The following is a 15,118-nucleotide window of genomic DNA, read 5'->3' as shown; positions in this document are numbered from 1 at the left end:
GCACTCTTTGGTAGCAGCTGCTGCGGGTGCGGTTGACGATCCGGAGTTTGCGCCCGCGCGGCTTGGCGACGTTCCTCGCTCTGCCTTATCTTTCGAGCGGGCTAAGGACGTGTTGGGGTGGCAGCCGGAGGTTGCCATTGTTGATGGCGTCCAAAAGACTGTCGATTACTTCCGCGCGGTTTAGGTCGCGTTAGCCTGGGGGTTTGGTTCTGATTCGTTTCCCGGCGGCTTTCTTGGCTGCTGGTGAGGTGTTTTCTGCCATGCCGAGTCGGTCTATCCATCGGGCGTGACCGGCTCGCTTTTCCATGTGTGGGCCATCCCAGTCGTCGTGGTTGCGCCGGTGGTGATTGCGGCACATGAGTCCGAGGTTCTCGAGGGCTGTTTTATGGCACTGTGACCACGGGATAATGTGGTGGGCTTCGCATCTACCGGCGGGGACATCACATCCTGGGTATTGGCAGACTAGTTGCTCGGCCAGGAGCGCGATACGGAGATAGAAGCCAGCGGTTCGTCGTGCGCTAACCAGCTTCTTCACCGCTCCGGTGTGGGTGTGGACTGCAATGAAGTCGGTGATCCGAGAATGCCCTAGATTGGCGAGTTCGAGCAGGTTTAGCTCAAACGCAGTGTTGGTAGGAAAGCGCCGATAAAGGTCGAATTCATCATCCTCGGTCACCGATACTACGAGGCTGGCATGTCCAGTGGCTTCTACTCGATTGCTGCTGGCCCAACGCACTACGCGGGCGAAGGCATCATGCTGCCGTTGTCTTATGGTGCGAGTCTCATCGCCGTCTTTCGGAGTGGCACCGAAGGATTGGTCCAACATGGATTGGAGCAGTGCGCCGATTTCTGGGGTGACATAGCCGGAAAATTTTGCACCCCCATCTTCGTCTGGAGCATGCAGTGTGAATCGTCGTTGCGCACGTGCTTGGAGTGGATCTTTGGCTAGCCGCTGGTTTTCCGCAAGCACTTGGTCACGAGTAAACTTCCAGGTTTGGTCTGGGTGGGTCGGGCGGTTGTAGTTTCGCACTTCCTGTGCAGCGGCGTCGTAGATTTCCTCACGTCTTTTAGAGTCGGGAGATAGATTGCTGAGTGCCCGCAGAATCTCATCTTGATGGGCTACGGGGACGTCATCGTCCCAGAAGGAACTTGCGCGTCGAATAAGCGTTCGTGCTTCGCGTGGATTCACGTTGCATTCATGAAGAGATTTTGGGGTCATGTTGGCGGCCAGATTCGTCTCAAAGCGAGCCAGGAACTCTTTGAGTGCGGAAACCTCCGACATGGCAGATTCAACATCGAAGGGCCTGCTCATATCAATGTTTTCGGCGGCAACCCGCAATCTGTAATGGGCGACTTTAAGCTCGTTCACTGTACAGCACCCCCTAGTTCGCATCCCCAATACGACTGTTTCTTAACTACTATTCTAGCTCGAAGCCAGACCTAGTCAAGAGGAAATTCAAACACGTATGCGAATGGTAGGGTCTAAAAAATCCCAAGGCCGAAACCTTGGGATAGTGATGGGCGGAGCCGCTAAACCGTCATCGCCAGCTGCTCGTCGATAGTGGCTTTAAAAACTTCCCAGGGCTGCGCACCGGAGACAAACTTGGTGCCCACCAGGAACGCTGGGGTGCCATTGACACCTAGCCCGCTGCCGTACTGGACGGCCTGGGAAATCGCGCCGTCGTACTTGTCGGATGCAGCGTCAGCCTTGAACTTCGCCATGTCCGGGACTCCGGCTTCGGTGGCAAAACGCTCAAAGTCGGCTTCGCCAAAGTTCGGGTGACCGTCCTTTTTCGCGGCCTCTGCGAACAGTGCGTTCTTGAATTCATTGAACTTGCCTTGTTCGGCGGCGGCGCGGCCAGCCTTGGCGGCGGCCTCAGCGGCGGGGCCGTTGATCGGCAGGTCGTTCCATTCGATGCGCACGAGGCCCTTGTCCACGTATTCGGACATGATCTTGGGGTCGGTCTCAGTGGCGTAGCGGGCGCAGAATGGGCACTCGAAGTCGGAGAACTCGGAAATAACGACGGGTGCGTCAACTGCACCAATCGCGAAGGGGTCTTCGGCGTTGCGACGGTGCACATTAGTGATGTCTTCTTGCGACTGCAGCGGTCCACCAGAGCCTTGGATCTGGGCATTGTACGTTCCGTCGGCAAGCGGCTTAGCGGTCTTATCGCCGGTGCCTGCCTTGACGTCCTTTAGCTTTGCCTTGATTGCTGTGGCAGAGGAGGGGTTCTCGGCGATGAACTGCTTCGTCGCCGCGTTGCCGCCCATCATGTAGCCGAGGAGCCCGGCGATGGCCGCAATCAGTGCCACTATGACAACCAGGAGAGGCGTGCGGGAACGGGCAGCAGCTGGCTTATCGACGACAACAGCCGATGCTTCTGTTTCAGTCAACTAACTCAACTCATCTTCCGGTTTGATGGCGTTTCGCAATGCAATGGCACGCGCGAGGCGGGCATAGCGTAGCTCCTGCTCGCGGAAGCGAACATAAGAGCTGAGGGTGGTGAACATAAAGGCTACTACTAATGCGTATAGCAGCAGGTCGGTGCCCCGAGAGACCCCGAGCCAATTGGCCACTATGGTCAGGTCGTCGGGACGCAGCACTGCCCAGATACAGGCAAGTACAAACACGATGAATCCGAGCTTGACCCCTGCTTTTGCGCGGGCCTTGCGGCGGTTGCCCAAAAAGTAGACCACCAAGAATGCGGTGGCGATGAGCAGAAGAATCTGGATGAAAAGCTGTCCGCTCATGGCAGTTTCCTTGCGAGTAGTCCGTCGGCGAGGATGTTGACGCCATTGATGAGCGATTGTCCCTTGCTCAACGAATATTCGGTGTACAAGATGTCAACGGGGTGCTCAGAGACCCGCCATTTCTTCTCGTCCATCGTAGCGACGAACTCAGAAGCGTGGCTCATACCGTTCATGCGGAGGTTGAGCTCGGTGGCGACCTTCTTGTTGAATACGCGCAGGCCGTTGTGGGCGTCGCTCAGCCCCAGGCGACGGGTGCGTGAGGAGAGCAGCACCACGGTCTTCAAGACGATGCGCTTGATGAGCGGGACCTGATCGTCTTCCTTACGGGGCCGACCGAAGCGCGTGCCCACGATGATATCCACCGGCTCCGCACGCAGACGCTGCAGCATTGCCACTACATCTTTGACTTGGTGCTGGCCGTCAGCGTCGAAGGTAACAAAGTACTCCGCACCCGGCTGCATTCTGGCGTATTCGACACCAGTTTGAATCGCAGCGCCTTGGCCTAAATTCACAGGATGATTGACAAGATGCGCGCCAGCCGCGTGGATGCGGGCGGCAGAATCATCGGCAGAGCCATCGTTGACGGCGACGATGTTCGGGAAGGTTTTCCGGGCGTTTTCGATGACTTCTTGGATCACTGAGCCTTCGTTGTAACACGGAATCACCAGCCAGGTATCCAGGTTTGACTGTGAATTCGAGGTATCCATGATGGGAATTAGCCTAACCTATGGCCCTAGCCGCGGTGGAACAACTTGCCGTATGCCGCCTTGAGAGCATTACTAGGTAGGAGACGAAACGCGGTCCGCGCCAACAGGTTAAACGCCGCCCGAGGTTTGGATATCAGGCCGTAGTGCACGAGGTTGCGTTGCATCTGGCGCTCGGCTGCGAACATTCCCGAGCCGGTCCGCCTCTCGAATACATCGTCACTGGAGCGGAAATAGGTGAGTGGCTCCTGCAAGTTGTGGAAGCGCTTTCCGCTGGCCAATAGTCGCGCATAGAGATCGTAGTCCTCCATGTGGTGCACATTTTGATAACCGCCCGCATCCTTCACGGCCTGGGTTCGCATCATCACGCTCGGATTGTTGATAGGTGAATTGATCAGCGCATACTTAGCGAGCTTGGTGTGGGTCTCCGGGAGCGTCCGAACACCAACGATGTTGTCTGGTGTGCCGTGAAACTCTGCGAGGGCGGTTCCCAGCACATCTACGGCGGGGTGCTGCTCGAAGAAGGCCAGCTGTGTGGCGAAGCGTTCGGGGTAGGCGATGTCATCGGCGTCGAGACGCGCGATGAAGTCGGTAGAAATAGACTTCAGCCCAGCCTGGGATGCGGGTCCGGCCCCCTGGTTGCGGGCCAAAACGAGGGTGCGGGCGGAGGGAGTGTTGGCGACAAAGGTATCGATGACCTCGCGTAGCTCGGATCCTACTGGACCGTCCTCCACGATCACGATCTCATCCGCCGGTCGCGTTTGTGCAGTGAGCGACTCGAGTGCTTGGCGCAGCTCAGTGGCGTTGATGCGATGATAGACGGTCACGAGGGCAGAAAGCGTCGGCATGACTGTAGATCCTAGCGGTTTTAGGCCTTGAGCAACCCGACGACTTGAAGCACCGCACCACTAATCGGGCCTGCCAGCAATGCGGCGCACACCGCAACAGGCATACTCAGCGGCAGGAGCAGGATTCCGAACGCCACGATGGAGGCTAAAATCCAGCCGCCGATGTAAAGGCGGTACAACTCTGTTGCGAGGGCAGCCGTGCTGGTGATCATGAGGGAACCGGTGCATGCCGAGGCAAAGGTGAGGATCGCGAGGATGGAGCCGGGAACGAAGAAGTCCGGCTTAAAGAAGGTATGTAGGATCCATGGTCCGATCAACCACGCAGCCACTGCCCCGAGCATTCCGACACCGAGAACTGCAGCGACAGGTCGCGCCAAAGCGCTCAGTAGTGCTTCTCGACGCTCCACAAAGTTCACGATCAGCGCAGATTGGAATCGCTGGAGTGGCACCAATATCGGTGCCCTGGTCAGGGTAATGGAGAACATCAGACCGGCCATGGTCACACCGCTTTCCGGGGCATCGGCTAGCGTGAACTTCATGGCGGTGGGAAACCCGGTGATGAGTATCGCCGTGGCGCCGGTCGCCAGCATCGCCTGCATCGCGTTGACACGAAAGACACGCATGTCTACGTCCGTGTGAGCGCTCAGTGCTGCGCGTGCCCGGGGTGAGGAAAACAGGATGACAGCCCAGCTTAGTGCGCCAATCACGGTGATTACCAAGAACGCTGGTAGTCCCCAAGCAAACCACCAGGCAAGTCCCATCAGTACCATGCGGATGCCGGAATCTAGGGCTAGCAGTCCCGCGTATTGCTCCCATAGTTTCAAGCCGGAGAGCAAACCAGAGAGCAAAGCTTGAAACGCATAAGACAACAGTCCCGCGGTGAGCAGCGCCGTTGCGGACGCCGTGTGCCCCTCAACCAGCCGATCCATCCACAGCCAACTCGTGCCAACGATCAGTGCCGACACCACGATGCCGATCAATATCGCAAACCGCAACGGCTTGGCGTTGCCAACCTTTCCCGTCTCTTGGGAAGCGGACACCGCCCGGGTGGTTTCTTGGGTGAGGCCGTCGATAAGCCCGGTGCAGGCGAAGAACAGGCCCCAAATCGCCATGAACTGTGCGTTGACCTCGGTGCCGAGGAGGTGCGAAGCGCCGATGACGATCGCAAAGCCGGAGAGAGCTGCGAAGACGGTTGCTAGGGAGAGGGCTTTCATGGGTGGCCGCCGCAGTCCCCGGTTGAAACCCTGTGGGCGGGGAAACTCGGCAAAGCAGGAGCATGCAACCAGGCTTGCCATAGCTTCTCCAGTTCTGCGGCGGGCACATCCATAGTGGAGCAGGCCAGCAGCGCCTCCGCGCGGAGGTCGTGCGGCTCCACCACGCCGTGGCGGCCGGCCTCCACGTAGCGGCGGAGCATAGCGAAAAAGGCTTCATCACCCAACAGGGTGCGCAGGCAGTGGACGGTCAGCGCGCCCCGCTTGTACACCCGGTCATCGAACATGTCCTTCTTGCCAGGATCGGCGAGCAACAGATCTTCGTCCTTATGGGCAAGCTTCTCATAGTGTTCGCGAGCGGAGGCTTCCGCCGAGGTGCCGGAGGAGTGTTCGAACCACAACCATTCGGAGTAGCAAGCAAAGCCCTCGTTGAGCCAGATGTCATTCCACTGCGCTAGCCCCATGGAGTTGCCGAACCACTGGTGGGCAAGCTCGTGTGCGATGAGTCGCTCCCAACGGCCGTGCCCGCGGGCATGGTTAGCGCCAAATATGGACAGTCCCTGTGCCTCCAGGGGAATTTCCAGCTCGTCTTCGGTGACCACAACGGTGTAGGACGCGAAAGGGTAGTCGCCGAAAGTAGCGGCGTAGAACTGCAGCATTTCTACCTGCTGCGCGAAATCTTTCAGGAACCCGGCTTTCAGCGCGGGTGGCACGTAAGCCACCACTGGTACGGGGTCGGTGCCCAGTTCAATCCGCTCGAACTCGCCCACCATCACGGTAGCCAGGTAAGTGGCCATCGGATGCTCCATCCGGTAGGTCCATCGGGTGCGCGAACCTAGGCGTCGAGTAGCGCTCAGCGTGCCGTTGCACACCACGGTGAAGGGATTGTCCGCGGTGACGGTGATCTCGTAGACGGCCTTCTCATCCGGGGTGTCATCGCACGGATACCAGGTCGGGGCGCCACAAGGCTGCGAGGCCACGAGGGATCCGGAGGATAGTTCCTCCCAGCCGATCTCCCCCCAGGCAGTTCGCAAAGGGCGCGGTGACCCCGAGTAGCGGATAGTTAACCGGAACTCGGTATCGGCTGGTAGCTCTTCCGAAAACGTCAGGCGGAGCTTATTTCCAGACTGCTTGAACCGCGCAATCCGTGCCCCGTGGCCCTGTACTTTGCTCACGCGCAGCGAGTCGACCAAATCAAGGGTCATCGCAGCTAAGGGCTCATAGTTTTCTACGTGCAGGGTTGCTGTGGCGCTGAGATTGTTCGGTAGGACTCGGTAGTCCAAGTCCAACTCATACCGGCTGATATGAAAGCCGAGGTTGAAGTCAATCCCGGTGTAGCTATCGCGGGTGCCGGGAATGGGTGTTGAGCGCAGGCGTTGAGTGGTCATCGTTTCTTTAGGGTACTCCAGAGCCAGGAATGGATGAGCGCCTCCAAGTGCGCTACTTGACTATTGTCGGCGGCACCCGCATGACCGCCTTCTGTGTTTTCGTAGTAGTCGACGGGCTGCCCGGCCTCGCGCAGTGCAGCGGCGAAGAGGCGCGCGTGGGCGGGGTGGACGCGGTCGTCCCGGGTAGAGGTGGTCACCAGCGCCGGCGGGTATGCCGGTTGCTTATCGACGCCAGCAAGCGGCGACCACGTGGCAATAGCTTCCCTTTCCTCCGGATTGTCAGGGTCGCCGTACTCCGCCATCCAGGACGCACCGGCGCTCATCGTGTGATAGCGCAACATGTCAGTGAGAGGTACCTGGACCACCGCAGCTCCAAACAACTGCGGATAGCTTACAAGGGCGCCCGCGGTGAGCAAGCCACCGTTCGAGCCACCGCGGATAGCCAATAGCTCTGGGGTGGTGTAACCCCGGGCTACCAGGTCTTTGAGCACTGCCTCGTGATCTTCCCACACCTTATGGCGGTTCGACTTGGTCACCTGGGAGTGCCAGGAGGGGCCGAACTCGCCGCCGCCTCGCAGATTTGCCTCTACGAACAGTCCGCCACGTTCCAACCAGCCAATACCGCGGGTGGCGGAGTAGTAGGGGCGCAGGGACACCTCGAAACCGCCGTAGGCGTGCACCAAAGCTGGCTGTGGCTGCGTGTGAAAAATGCCGGTGATGAAGTAGGGAATCTGGGTGCCGTCTGCCGAGGTAGCCCAATGTTGGCGCGTGTCAAAGTCTGTAGTGCAGAACAACTCTGGAGCTCGTTTCACCGCTTCCATGGCGCCTCCTGCAAAGCCGTGCAGCAGGGTGGCGGGCTGATCAAAGCTGGTGGTGCTCAACCAGAGTTCGTCGTCGCGAAGCGGGCTGGTGCCGATGACGGTCGTCGTGGCTAGCGGATCGACAGCCAACTCCGTTGACTCCGCCCACTGTCCCAGCCGGATGAGCTGAATCTTGCTGGCCACATTATCGAGCAGCGTCAAAACCGCGTGATTCTTGGTGAAGGTTAGGCCCTGGAGCGAGGTAGCAGGCGAAGGGCTGAATACTAGCTGAAATTCGCGCGCCCCGGCGAGGAAGGCCTCGAAATCAATGACGCCTAATCCGCCTGCGGGTACGCCGGAAAACTCGGTGCGGGGAGCAATGAACATCCACTCTCGAAATGTGGAAAAGCCACAGTCACTAGGGATCTCAATCAGCTCCAACCCATCTCGATCCAAGTAGGTGTAGCTGTTGTAGAAGTCGAGGGAGCGAGTGACAAAGGTTCTTTCAAATCCCGGCATCGAGTCATGCCAGCCACCTACAGCGACATCCGAGGCCTCGCCGGCGAAAAACAACTCAGCCGCCGCCAGTTCTTGGCCGCGCTGCCAGCGGTAAACGTGGGCCGGATAGCCGGACGAGGTCAAAGAGCCCTCGCCCATGTCAGTGCCGACCAACAGAGTATCTAGATCCACCCAGGAAACGTCGGTCTTTGCCTCTGGGATGCTGAAACCGTCCGCAACGAAGCAGCCTCGTTCCAGATCGAACTCACGGATCTCGGTGGCATCAGCTCCACCACGGGAGAGCTTGATCAGGGCACGGTCATATTCGGGAGAGCGCACGTGAGCACCCTTCCACACCCAGTTTTCGCCCTCGGCGGCGGCAAGGGAATCGACGTCGATAAGCGTGCGCCACTGCGTATCGCCCAGGTAGCTATCTAGCGTGGTGCACCGCCAGATGCCGCGGGGATGCTCCGCATCGCGCCAGAAGTTGAAGAGCAGTTCGCCGCGGCGGCGAGGCAGCGGGATGCGAGCATCTGTGTTCAAGGCCGCCAGCATGCGCTCTTGCAGCTCTAAGCGGGAGCTGGGCAGCTGCGCGATCGTGCGATCAGACCACTCCCGCGCCCACTGCAGCGCCTCCGGGGAATCGATCTGCTCGAGGAAAGAATTATCAGCCACCATGACAACCAATGTTAGCTAGCGCCTGCTCGCTGCATGGATCGGGGATGAGATGTAAGCCCTTCGAGAGCTACTACATGCCGAATGCGTAGCGAAAGGTCTCCCAGGAAGCGTGCATGTCTTCCTCCCAGTAGGCCCAAGAGTGGGTGCCCACTGGGCGGAACACCCAGTCAGCGCCGATGCCCTGGGAATCGAGCTTAGCCTTGAGGTCGTGGGTGCACTTATTGCTGCCAGCTTCAATGGCGGCGCCCTCCGTGTTGAGTAGTGCGACGTTTGCAGAGTTGCCCTGGACGCGCTCGCCGCTCCACAGATCATCTGGGCCGGCGAGGCCGGAAGCGTTAGAGATGTACATCGGGGTGCCGCGCAGCTTCTCGGAATTGGTCAGCGCGTCGTTGTAGTGCCAGGTGCCAGTGCCCAGTGGGCCCCACATCTGTTCCCTGGTGGCTCCGCCTCGTTTCAGCGTCTGGTCGAGGCCGAACAGGCCGGCACCTTGGGAGGTCTGGGCGCAGCCGGAGAAGGAACCGATGGCGTCGTAGAAGCCCGGCTGGTGCTGCGCGTACAGCAGGGTGGTGGTTGCGGTCATGGACATGCCGAAGATGGCGCGCTGATCGTTGGCGTTGAGGTTGTCTTCGATAGCCTGTGGGAGTTCCTTGGTCATGAAGGTTTCCCACATCTGTTTGCCGCCGAGGTGGGGAACCTCCTGCTGCCAGTCGGTGTAATAGGAGAACTTGCCTGCCATCGGGATAACGAGGTTGACATCTTTGTCGGCGTAGAAGTCGAGGATGTCGGTCTGCATGACCCAGTTCGCGCGACCTTCGCCGCCGTCGCCACCGTTCAAGGCGTACACAGTTGGGCGGCCTGGGTTAGCAGCGCGCTTGACGACGAGCGGGATCCAGCGATCCATGGATGGGGAATAGGCCCACATTTCCTCCGCTTGTGGGTGTTCTTCCACCTTCTGGCGCCACTTTGGTGCGGTATCGCCCATCGGGCCTTCGTGGATCTGGGCAGGGGTGATACCTGCGGCAACCTCGGCGACAGGCGTGCCGGCGAAAGCGGCAGGCGCACCGAGTGTGAACAGGGCCGCAGCAGAGATCGTAGCGATGAGGTTTCGAGTGATATGCGGAGCTAGTTTCATATTAAGAGTTGCGCATCTTTCTCAGGAGACACATGTGCGGCCAATCCCTGGTGAGAGGAATTGGCCGCACAATGTTAGAACGATTTCTTAGAGCCGACTACATGCCGAATGCGTAGCGGAAGGTTTCCCAGGAGCCGCGCAGGTCTTCCTGCCAGTAGGCCCAAGAGTGGGTGCCCACTGGACGGAAGGCCCAGTCAGCGCCGATGCCCTGGGAATCGAGCTTAGCCTTGAGATCGTGGGTGCACTTGTTGGTAGCGGCCTCGATGGCGCCACCCTCAACGACCAAGACACCGACGTTTGCAGAGTTGCCCTGGACGCGCTCGCCGCTCCACAAGTCCTGCTGGCCGGCGAGGCCGGAAGCGTTAGAGATGTACATCGGGGTGCCGCGCAGCTTCTCGGAGTTGATCAGAGCGTCGTTGTAGTGCCAGGTGCCAGTGCCCAGTGGGCCCCACATCTGCTCCTTGGTTACGCCGCCACGCTGCAAGGTGAGATCGATGGCTGGCAGGCCAACGCCACCGGAAGTCTGGGCGCAACCGGAGAAGGAGCCAATGGCGTCGTAGAAGCCCGGCTGGTGCTGCGCGTACAGCAGGGTGGTGGTTGCGGTCATGGACATGCCGAAGATGGCGCGCTGATCGTTAGCAGCCAAGTGAGTCTCGATAGCCTGTGGGAGCTCCTTGGTCATGAAGGTTTCCCACATCTGCTTGCCGCCGAGGTTGGGGGCATCCTGCTGCCAGTCGGTGTAGTAAGAGAACTTGCCGGCCATTGGCATGACCATGTTGACATCTTTGTCGGCGTAGAAGTCGAGGATGTCGGTCTGCATGACCCAGTTCGCGCGACCTTCGCCGCCGTCGCCACCGTTCAAAGCGTAAACAGTTGGGCGGCCTGGGTTAGCAGCGCGCTTGACGACGAGCGGGATCCAGCGATCCATGGATGGGGAGTAAGCCCACATCTCTTCCGCCTGTGGGTGCTCTTCCACCTTCTGGCGCCACTTTGGTGCGGTATCGCCCATCGGGCCTTCGTGGATCTGGGCAGGGGCGATACCTGCGGCAACTTCGGCTTCTGGCGTGCCGGCGAAGGCTGCAGGCGCGCCAACGAGGATCATTGCGGCTGCTGCGGCAGACGCTGCAATGCGACGGAAGTTCTTCATAGATGCAGTCTTTCCTTGAAATTATGGATGCTGGGTGAAAGGACACAGCGAAACCGAATTGAATATCGAAATTAATTTAAGACTTCGATTGGGTTGTCGGGTTTTGGTGTCCAAACGTTAACACTCGGCCAATCTTTCCGTGAAAAGCCACAAGATTCAATAGCATGAAGCGTTTTTTCTATCGAAAAGCTAACCACTTAATAAAATAGCAGGAAACCTGTGGCGGATGTTACTCAATGTCACTATTGTTACAAATGGTGTTAATGTGGGCCGTGCTAATAAAGGTGGCTCGGGCGCCGCACACGTGTAACAGAACGAGGCGGAGCACCGCTTCAATATAGGTACAGCGCTTCCACGCGGCACCTTCAACAAGGAAAACGTAAAGGAAAAATTATGCAGATCCTCGAACAGATCATCCTCTTCATCAACAACGGTCTCGGCCCAGCTCTTCATGCAGGTTCCTCCGGATCCAGCCAGCTGGCACTGGCTCTCGGCCTGCTCTAATAAGGCTTTCAGCTTCACTTCTTCTGGGCGTCGAAAAGCGGCATTGACCGCCGTTCGGCGCCCTTTTTGTGCCTAACGGGGCCAAACACACGACATCGTGGGCGTAGGCACGTATCCTAGGAACCGTGACTGAACATTATGACGTAGTAGTACTCGGCGCTGGCCCTGGTGGCTATGTGTCCGCCATTCGCGCAGCCCAGCTCGGACTGAAGGTTGCTGTTATTGAAAAGCAGTACTGGGGAGGTGTCTGTCTCAACGTCGGTTGTATCCCGTCCAAGGCCCTGCTGAAGAACGCGGAAGTTGCCCACATCTTCAACCACGAAGCCAAGACCTTTGGTATTTCCGGTGATGTCTCCTTCGACTTCGGTACCGCGCATGCCCGCTCCCGTAAGGTTTCGGAGGGCATCGTCAAGGGTGTGCATTACCTGATGAAGAAGAACAAGATCACCGAGATCGATGGTTGGGGCTCCTTCAAGGACGCAAAGACCATCGAGGTAGATGGCAAGACCATCACCTTTGACAACTGCATCATCGCTTCCGGTTCCGTAGTGCGCTCCCTGCCAGGCGTGGAACTGTCCAAGAATGTCGTCTCCTACGAGGAGCAGATCCTCAACCCAGAGGCACCGAACTCCATGGTTATCGTGGGTGCGGGCGCCATTGGCATGGAATTCGCTTATGTCCTGGCCAACTATGGTGTTGACGTCACGATCGTCGAGTTCATGGATCGTGTGCTGCCTAACGAGGACGCAGACGTCTCTAAGGTCATTGAAAAGGAATACAAGAAGCTCGGCGTCAAGCTGCTCACCGGCTACAAGACCACCGCTGTGCGCGACAATGGCTCTTCCGTTGAGGTGGATGTCGAATCCAAGGACGGGTCTAAGAAGGACACCCTCACCGTCGACCGTGTCATGATCTCCATCGGCTTCGCACCTCGCGTAGAGGGCTTCGGCCTAGAGAACACCGGCGTCAAGCTCACCGAGCGCGGCGCCATCGATATCGATGACTTCATGCGCACGAATGTCGATGGCATTTACGCCATCGGCGACGTCACTGCGAAGCTACAGCTGGCGCACGTGGCTGAGGCTCAGGGCGTTGTCGCTGCTGAGACCATCGCCGGCGCTGAGACCATGGAGCTCGGCGACTACATGATGATGCCGCGCGCCACCTTCTGCAACCCGCAGGTCGCCTCCTTCGGCTACACCGAGGAACAGGCCAAGCAGAAGTTCGAAGGTCGCGAAATCAAAACCGCGATGTTCCCATTCTCCGCGAACGGCAAGGCTGCAGGCCTCGCCGAGACCGCAGGCTTTGTAAAGCTGGTGGCTGACGCTGAGTTTGGCGAGCTTCTCGGCGCCCACATGGTCGGTGCTGGTGTCTCCGAGATGCTCCCAGAGCTCACCTTGGCCCAGAAGTTCGACCTTACTGCTGAGGAAATCGGCCGTAACGTGCACACCCACCCGACGCTTTCTGAGGCAATGAAGGAAGCCGCAGAGGGCATCATGGGGCACATGATTAACCTCTAAGGGTTTGGCTTTCGCTCCCGTCTGGCAATGCGCCGGGCGGGAGCTTTTGCATGCCGCTTCTCGACGGCAATAGTGGCGGGGGCTGTGAGCTGGACGGACTTCGCGAACATCTCTTGCCGAACTTCCCAGGATGTCAGTCATTTTCAATAGTGGTCACCAGGGAAGTTCGGCAAAAGAAGTTCGGCGGAAAGGTGCGCTGAGTGTGGGCGTACCATCGAACCCGCAATGAAACACCACAATCCGAACCCCAAGTGCCCTATTCGGTATGGCGAGCCCTGCACTGCGTGCCAACCGGGGACGAACGGGCCCAATGACTGTCAGCTCGTACAGCTTGTTCGCGAGGACCCGGATCTCAAGGAGCTTATGGTCGAGATGATCAAGAAGGGGCGACAGACTTAGTAGGGTGCCACCGTCGATTCGTGTGCATCGATATGAATGTTGCGATGGACCGGAGGGAAGGCCCGCTGGGCGCAATTGTCGCGAGTACAGACGCGGCATCCTGCGCCGATCGGGGTTATGGCAGTCATGTCCTCTAGGTCCAGGCCTTCGGCGTAAATCGTGCGTTCTGCATGTCGCGCCTCGCAGCCGAGTCCAATGGCAAAGAGCTTTCCCGGTTCTCCATAGCGGCCCCGGTGATGGCGTACCGTGCGGGAGACCCACAGGTAATTGCGTCCGTCTGGCATCTGAGCTAGCTGACGCATGATCGTGCCGGGGTTGGTGAAAGTTTCGTAGACATTCCAGAGCGGGCAGGTGCCGCCGGAATGGGTGAAGTGAAAACCCGTGGCAGATTGGCGCTTTGACATGTTGCCAGCGCGGTCAACTCGCACGAAGGTGAAAGGGATGCCGCGCAGTTGCGGTCGCTGCAGCGTCGAAAGGCGGTGGCATGTTGTTTCGTAGCCAACGCCGTAGAGCTGACAGAGATATTCGATGTCGTATCGAGACTTTTCAGAGTCAGCATGGAAGCTGCGGTAAGGCAGCATGAGGGCCGCCGCGAAGTACTGGGCGACACCACGCAGTGCCAACTCATAGGACTCGGGTGAGGTGAAGTGTCCGTCGTCGACATACGAGCGGATCATCTCTGATGCTTCTAGCTGACCAAGCTCGGAAGCCATGCGGAATGCCCGCTGTCCTGGGTGGAGGCGCGTGGACAAGGTGAGCTCGCGGGTGTCGGGGTCGAAGCGGTGCAAAATGCCGCCGACTTCGTTCGAAGAGTTGATTTGGACGCCATGCAAGCTGGTCAATCGGCGTGCGATGGAGTCTTCGGTGGCCCGGATATCGTGCGGCCCGATGTGTAGCTCCGTTGCGATGCGCTCAGCCTGCGTATCGACGCCGTCGAGGTAGTTTTGACGTGCATAGAAGAAGTCGCGGACTTCCTCATGCGGCATGGAGAGGGCTTGGGCGCGGGGCGTGGGGGCGTCGGGAGTGGGGGAGTGTCGCGTATCGACGGCGAGATTGAGCTTGTCACGCACATTTCGGTAGCGCCGGTGCATATCCACCATTGCGCGGGCGAGAGTGGGGTGGTTGTAAACCATCTCGGATATTTCTTGTAGCTCAACCGCTGAGGGGCAGATTTCTTTATCAAGTACTACGTCTTGTACCTCGGCGAGAAGTCGGGAGTCGTCATCGCGTGAGAAGAACGTTGCATCGACCCCGAATGACTCCGTGATGCGAAGTAGCACTGGCACAGTGAGTGGGCGAACGTCATGTTCGATTTGGTTCACGTAGCTAGCGGAGAGGCCAAGGGTCGCTGCGAGTGAAGCTTGGCTGAGGTCGCGTTCACGGCGTAGTTGGCGGAGGCGTGAACCCACATATGTCTTACCCATGAACGCACTATAGCGTGATGGGAGTCACGTTTGCTGGAAAACTTCACAACATTTTACAAAGCTAAATTTGCAATTCGCTAAACTAACAAAATTCCAGCTAGAAACGCCATTTAGCGA

General features: G+C 58.6%; 13 protein-coding genes and 1 pseudogene. 3 read left to right on the top strand and 11 right to left on the bottom strand.

The features are described 5' to 3' along the window. Window positions 1–184, top strand: a pseudogene (locus WG915_RS05750) (UDP-glucose 4-epimerase); the annotation flags it as partial. Window positions 185–190: 6 nt separating this feature from the next. On the opposite strand, the gene WG915_RS05745 reads toward WG915_RS05750, so the two are convergent. From WG915_RS05745 to WG915_RS05700, 10 genes are all read right to left on the bottom strand, one after another. Continuing rightward, window positions 191–1,366 carry an HNH endonuclease signature motif containing protein gene (locus WG915_RS05745; protein WP_339564416.1) on the bottom strand — a complete coding sequence of 392 codons (1,176 nt, stop codon included), beginning with the start codon at window positions 1,364–1,366 and terminating at the stop codon, window positions 191–193. A gap of 161 nt (window positions 1,367–1,527) precedes the next feature. Next, complete coding sequence (locus WG915_RS05740) at window positions 1,528–2,391, bottom strand: DsbA family protein (protein WP_339564415.1); 864 nt, start codon at window positions 2,389–2,391, stop codon at window positions 1,528–1,530. Next, the gene (locus WG915_RS05735; RefSeq protein ID WP_339564414.1) at window positions 2,392–2,748 is read right to left on the bottom strand and encodes a DUF2304 domain-containing protein; all 357 of its coding nucleotides are present in this window, start codon (window positions 2,746–2,748) and stop codon (window positions 2,392–2,394) included. Beyond that, window positions 2,745–3,455, bottom strand: coding sequence for a glycosyltransferase family 2 protein (locus tag WG915_RS05730; protein ID WP_339564413.1), 711 nt, complete (start codon window positions 3,453–3,455; stop codon window positions 2,745–2,747). Before WG915_RS05730 ends, WG915_RS05735 begins: the two co-directional genes overlap by 4 nt. A gap of 26 nt (window positions 3,456–3,481) precedes the next feature. Next, complete coding sequence (locus WG915_RS05725; protein WP_339564412.1) at window positions 3,482–4,300, bottom strand: glycosyltransferase; 819 nt, start codon at window positions 4,298–4,300, stop codon at window positions 3,482–3,484. 20 nt (window positions 4,301–4,320) lie between these two features. Next, entirely contained in the window at window positions 4,321–5,514 is a 1,194-nt protein-coding gene (locus WG915_RS05720) for a hypothetical protein (protein WP_339564411.1), read from the bottom strand. Further along, window positions 5,511–6,899 (bottom strand): M1 family metallopeptidase, encoded by a 1,389-nt coding sequence (locus tag WG915_RS05715; protein ID WP_339564410.1) that lies wholly within the window; start codon window positions 6,897–6,899, stop codon window positions 5,511–5,513. Before WG915_RS05715 ends, WG915_RS05720 begins: the two co-directional genes overlap by 4 nt. Next, complete coding sequence (locus tag WG915_RS05710; RefSeq protein ID WP_339564424.1) at window positions 6,896–8,872, bottom strand: prolyl oligopeptidase family serine peptidase; 1,977 nt, start codon at window positions 8,870–8,872, stop codon at window positions 6,896–6,898. Before WG915_RS05710 ends, WG915_RS05715 begins: the two co-directional genes overlap by 4 nt. Before the next feature lie 73 nt (window positions 8,873–8,945). Continuing rightward, a complete protein-coding gene (locus tag WG915_RS05705; RefSeq protein ID WP_339564409.1) occupies window positions 8,946–10,007 on the bottom strand; it encodes an alpha/beta hydrolase in 1,062 nt (353 codons plus the stop codon). 97 nt (window positions 10,008–10,104) lie between these two features. Continuing rightward, window positions 10,105–11,154, bottom strand: a complete 1,050-nt coding sequence (locus WG915_RS05700; protein ID WP_339564408.1) for an alpha/beta hydrolase — start codon at window positions 11,152–11,154, stop codon at window positions 10,105–10,107. 629 nt (window positions 11,155–11,783) lie between these two features. Here WG915_RS05700 and lpdA point away from each other — a divergent pair. Continuing rightward, window positions 11,784–13,178, top strand: coding sequence for a dihydrolipoyl dehydrogenase (lpdA, locus tag WG915_RS05695; RefSeq protein ID WP_339564407.1), 1,395 nt, complete (start codon window positions 11,784–11,786; stop codon window positions 13,176–13,178). A 225-nt stretch (window positions 13,179–13,403) separates the two neighbouring features. Further along, complete coding sequence (locus WG915_RS11595) at window positions 13,404–13,577, top strand: DUF6767 domain-containing protein (RefSeq protein WP_445227785.1); 174 nt, start codon at window positions 13,404–13,406, stop codon at window positions 13,575–13,577. On the opposite strand, the gene ramB is transcribed toward WG915_RS11595, so the two are convergent. Continuing rightward, entirely contained in the window at window positions 13,574–15,001 is a 1,428-nt protein-coding gene (ramB, locus tag WG915_RS05690; protein ID WP_339564406.1) for an acetate metabolism transcriptional regulator RamB, read from the bottom strand. The two genes, WG915_RS11595 and ramB, sit on opposite strands and share 4 nt — an antisense overlap. Between the last annotated feature and the right edge of the window lie 117 nt (window positions 15,002–15,118).

Source organism: Corynebacterium sp. H128, assembly GCF_037482625.1.
Lineage (GTDB): Bacteria > Actinomycetota > Actinomycetes > Mycobacteriales > Mycobacteriaceae > Corynebacterium.
This window is presented reverse-complemented; position numbering and strand designations above follow the sequence as displayed.

Coding starts and splice junctions, on each gene's coding strand:
- WG915_RS05735 (WP_339564414.1), bottom strand. CDS start 2,748: ATGAGCGGACAGCTTTTCATCCAGATTCTTCTGCTCATCGCCACCGCA.
- WG915_RS05730 (WP_339564413.1), bottom strand. CDS start 3,455: ATGGATACCTCGAATTCACAGTCAAACCTGGATACCTGGCTGGTGATT.
- WG915_RS05725 (WP_339564412.1), bottom strand. CDS start 4,300: ATGCCGACGCTTTCTGCCCTCGTGACCGTCTATCATCGCATCAACGCC.
- WG915_RS05720 (WP_339564411.1), bottom strand. CDS start 5,514: ATGAAAGCCCTCTCCCTAGCAACCGTCTTCGCAGCTCTCTCCGGCTTT.
- WG915_RS05715 (WP_339564410.1), bottom strand. CDS start 6,899: ATGACCACTCAACGCCTGCGCTCAACACCCATTCCCGGCACCCGCGAT.
- WG915_RS05705 (WP_339564409.1), bottom strand. CDS start 10,007: ATGAAACTAGCTCCGCATATCACTCGAAACCTCATCGCTACGATCTCT.
- WG915_RS05700 (WP_339564408.1), bottom strand. CDS start 11,154: ATGAAGAACTTCCGTCGCATTGCAGCGTCTGCCGCAGCAGCCGCAATG.
- WG915_RS11595 (WP_445227785.1), top strand. CDS start 13,404: ATGAAACACCACAATCCGAACCCCAAGTGCCCTATTCGGTATGGCGAG.
- ramB (WP_339564406.1), bottom strand. CDS start 15,001: ATGGGTAAGACATATGTGGGTTCACGCCTCCGCCAACTACGCCGTGAA.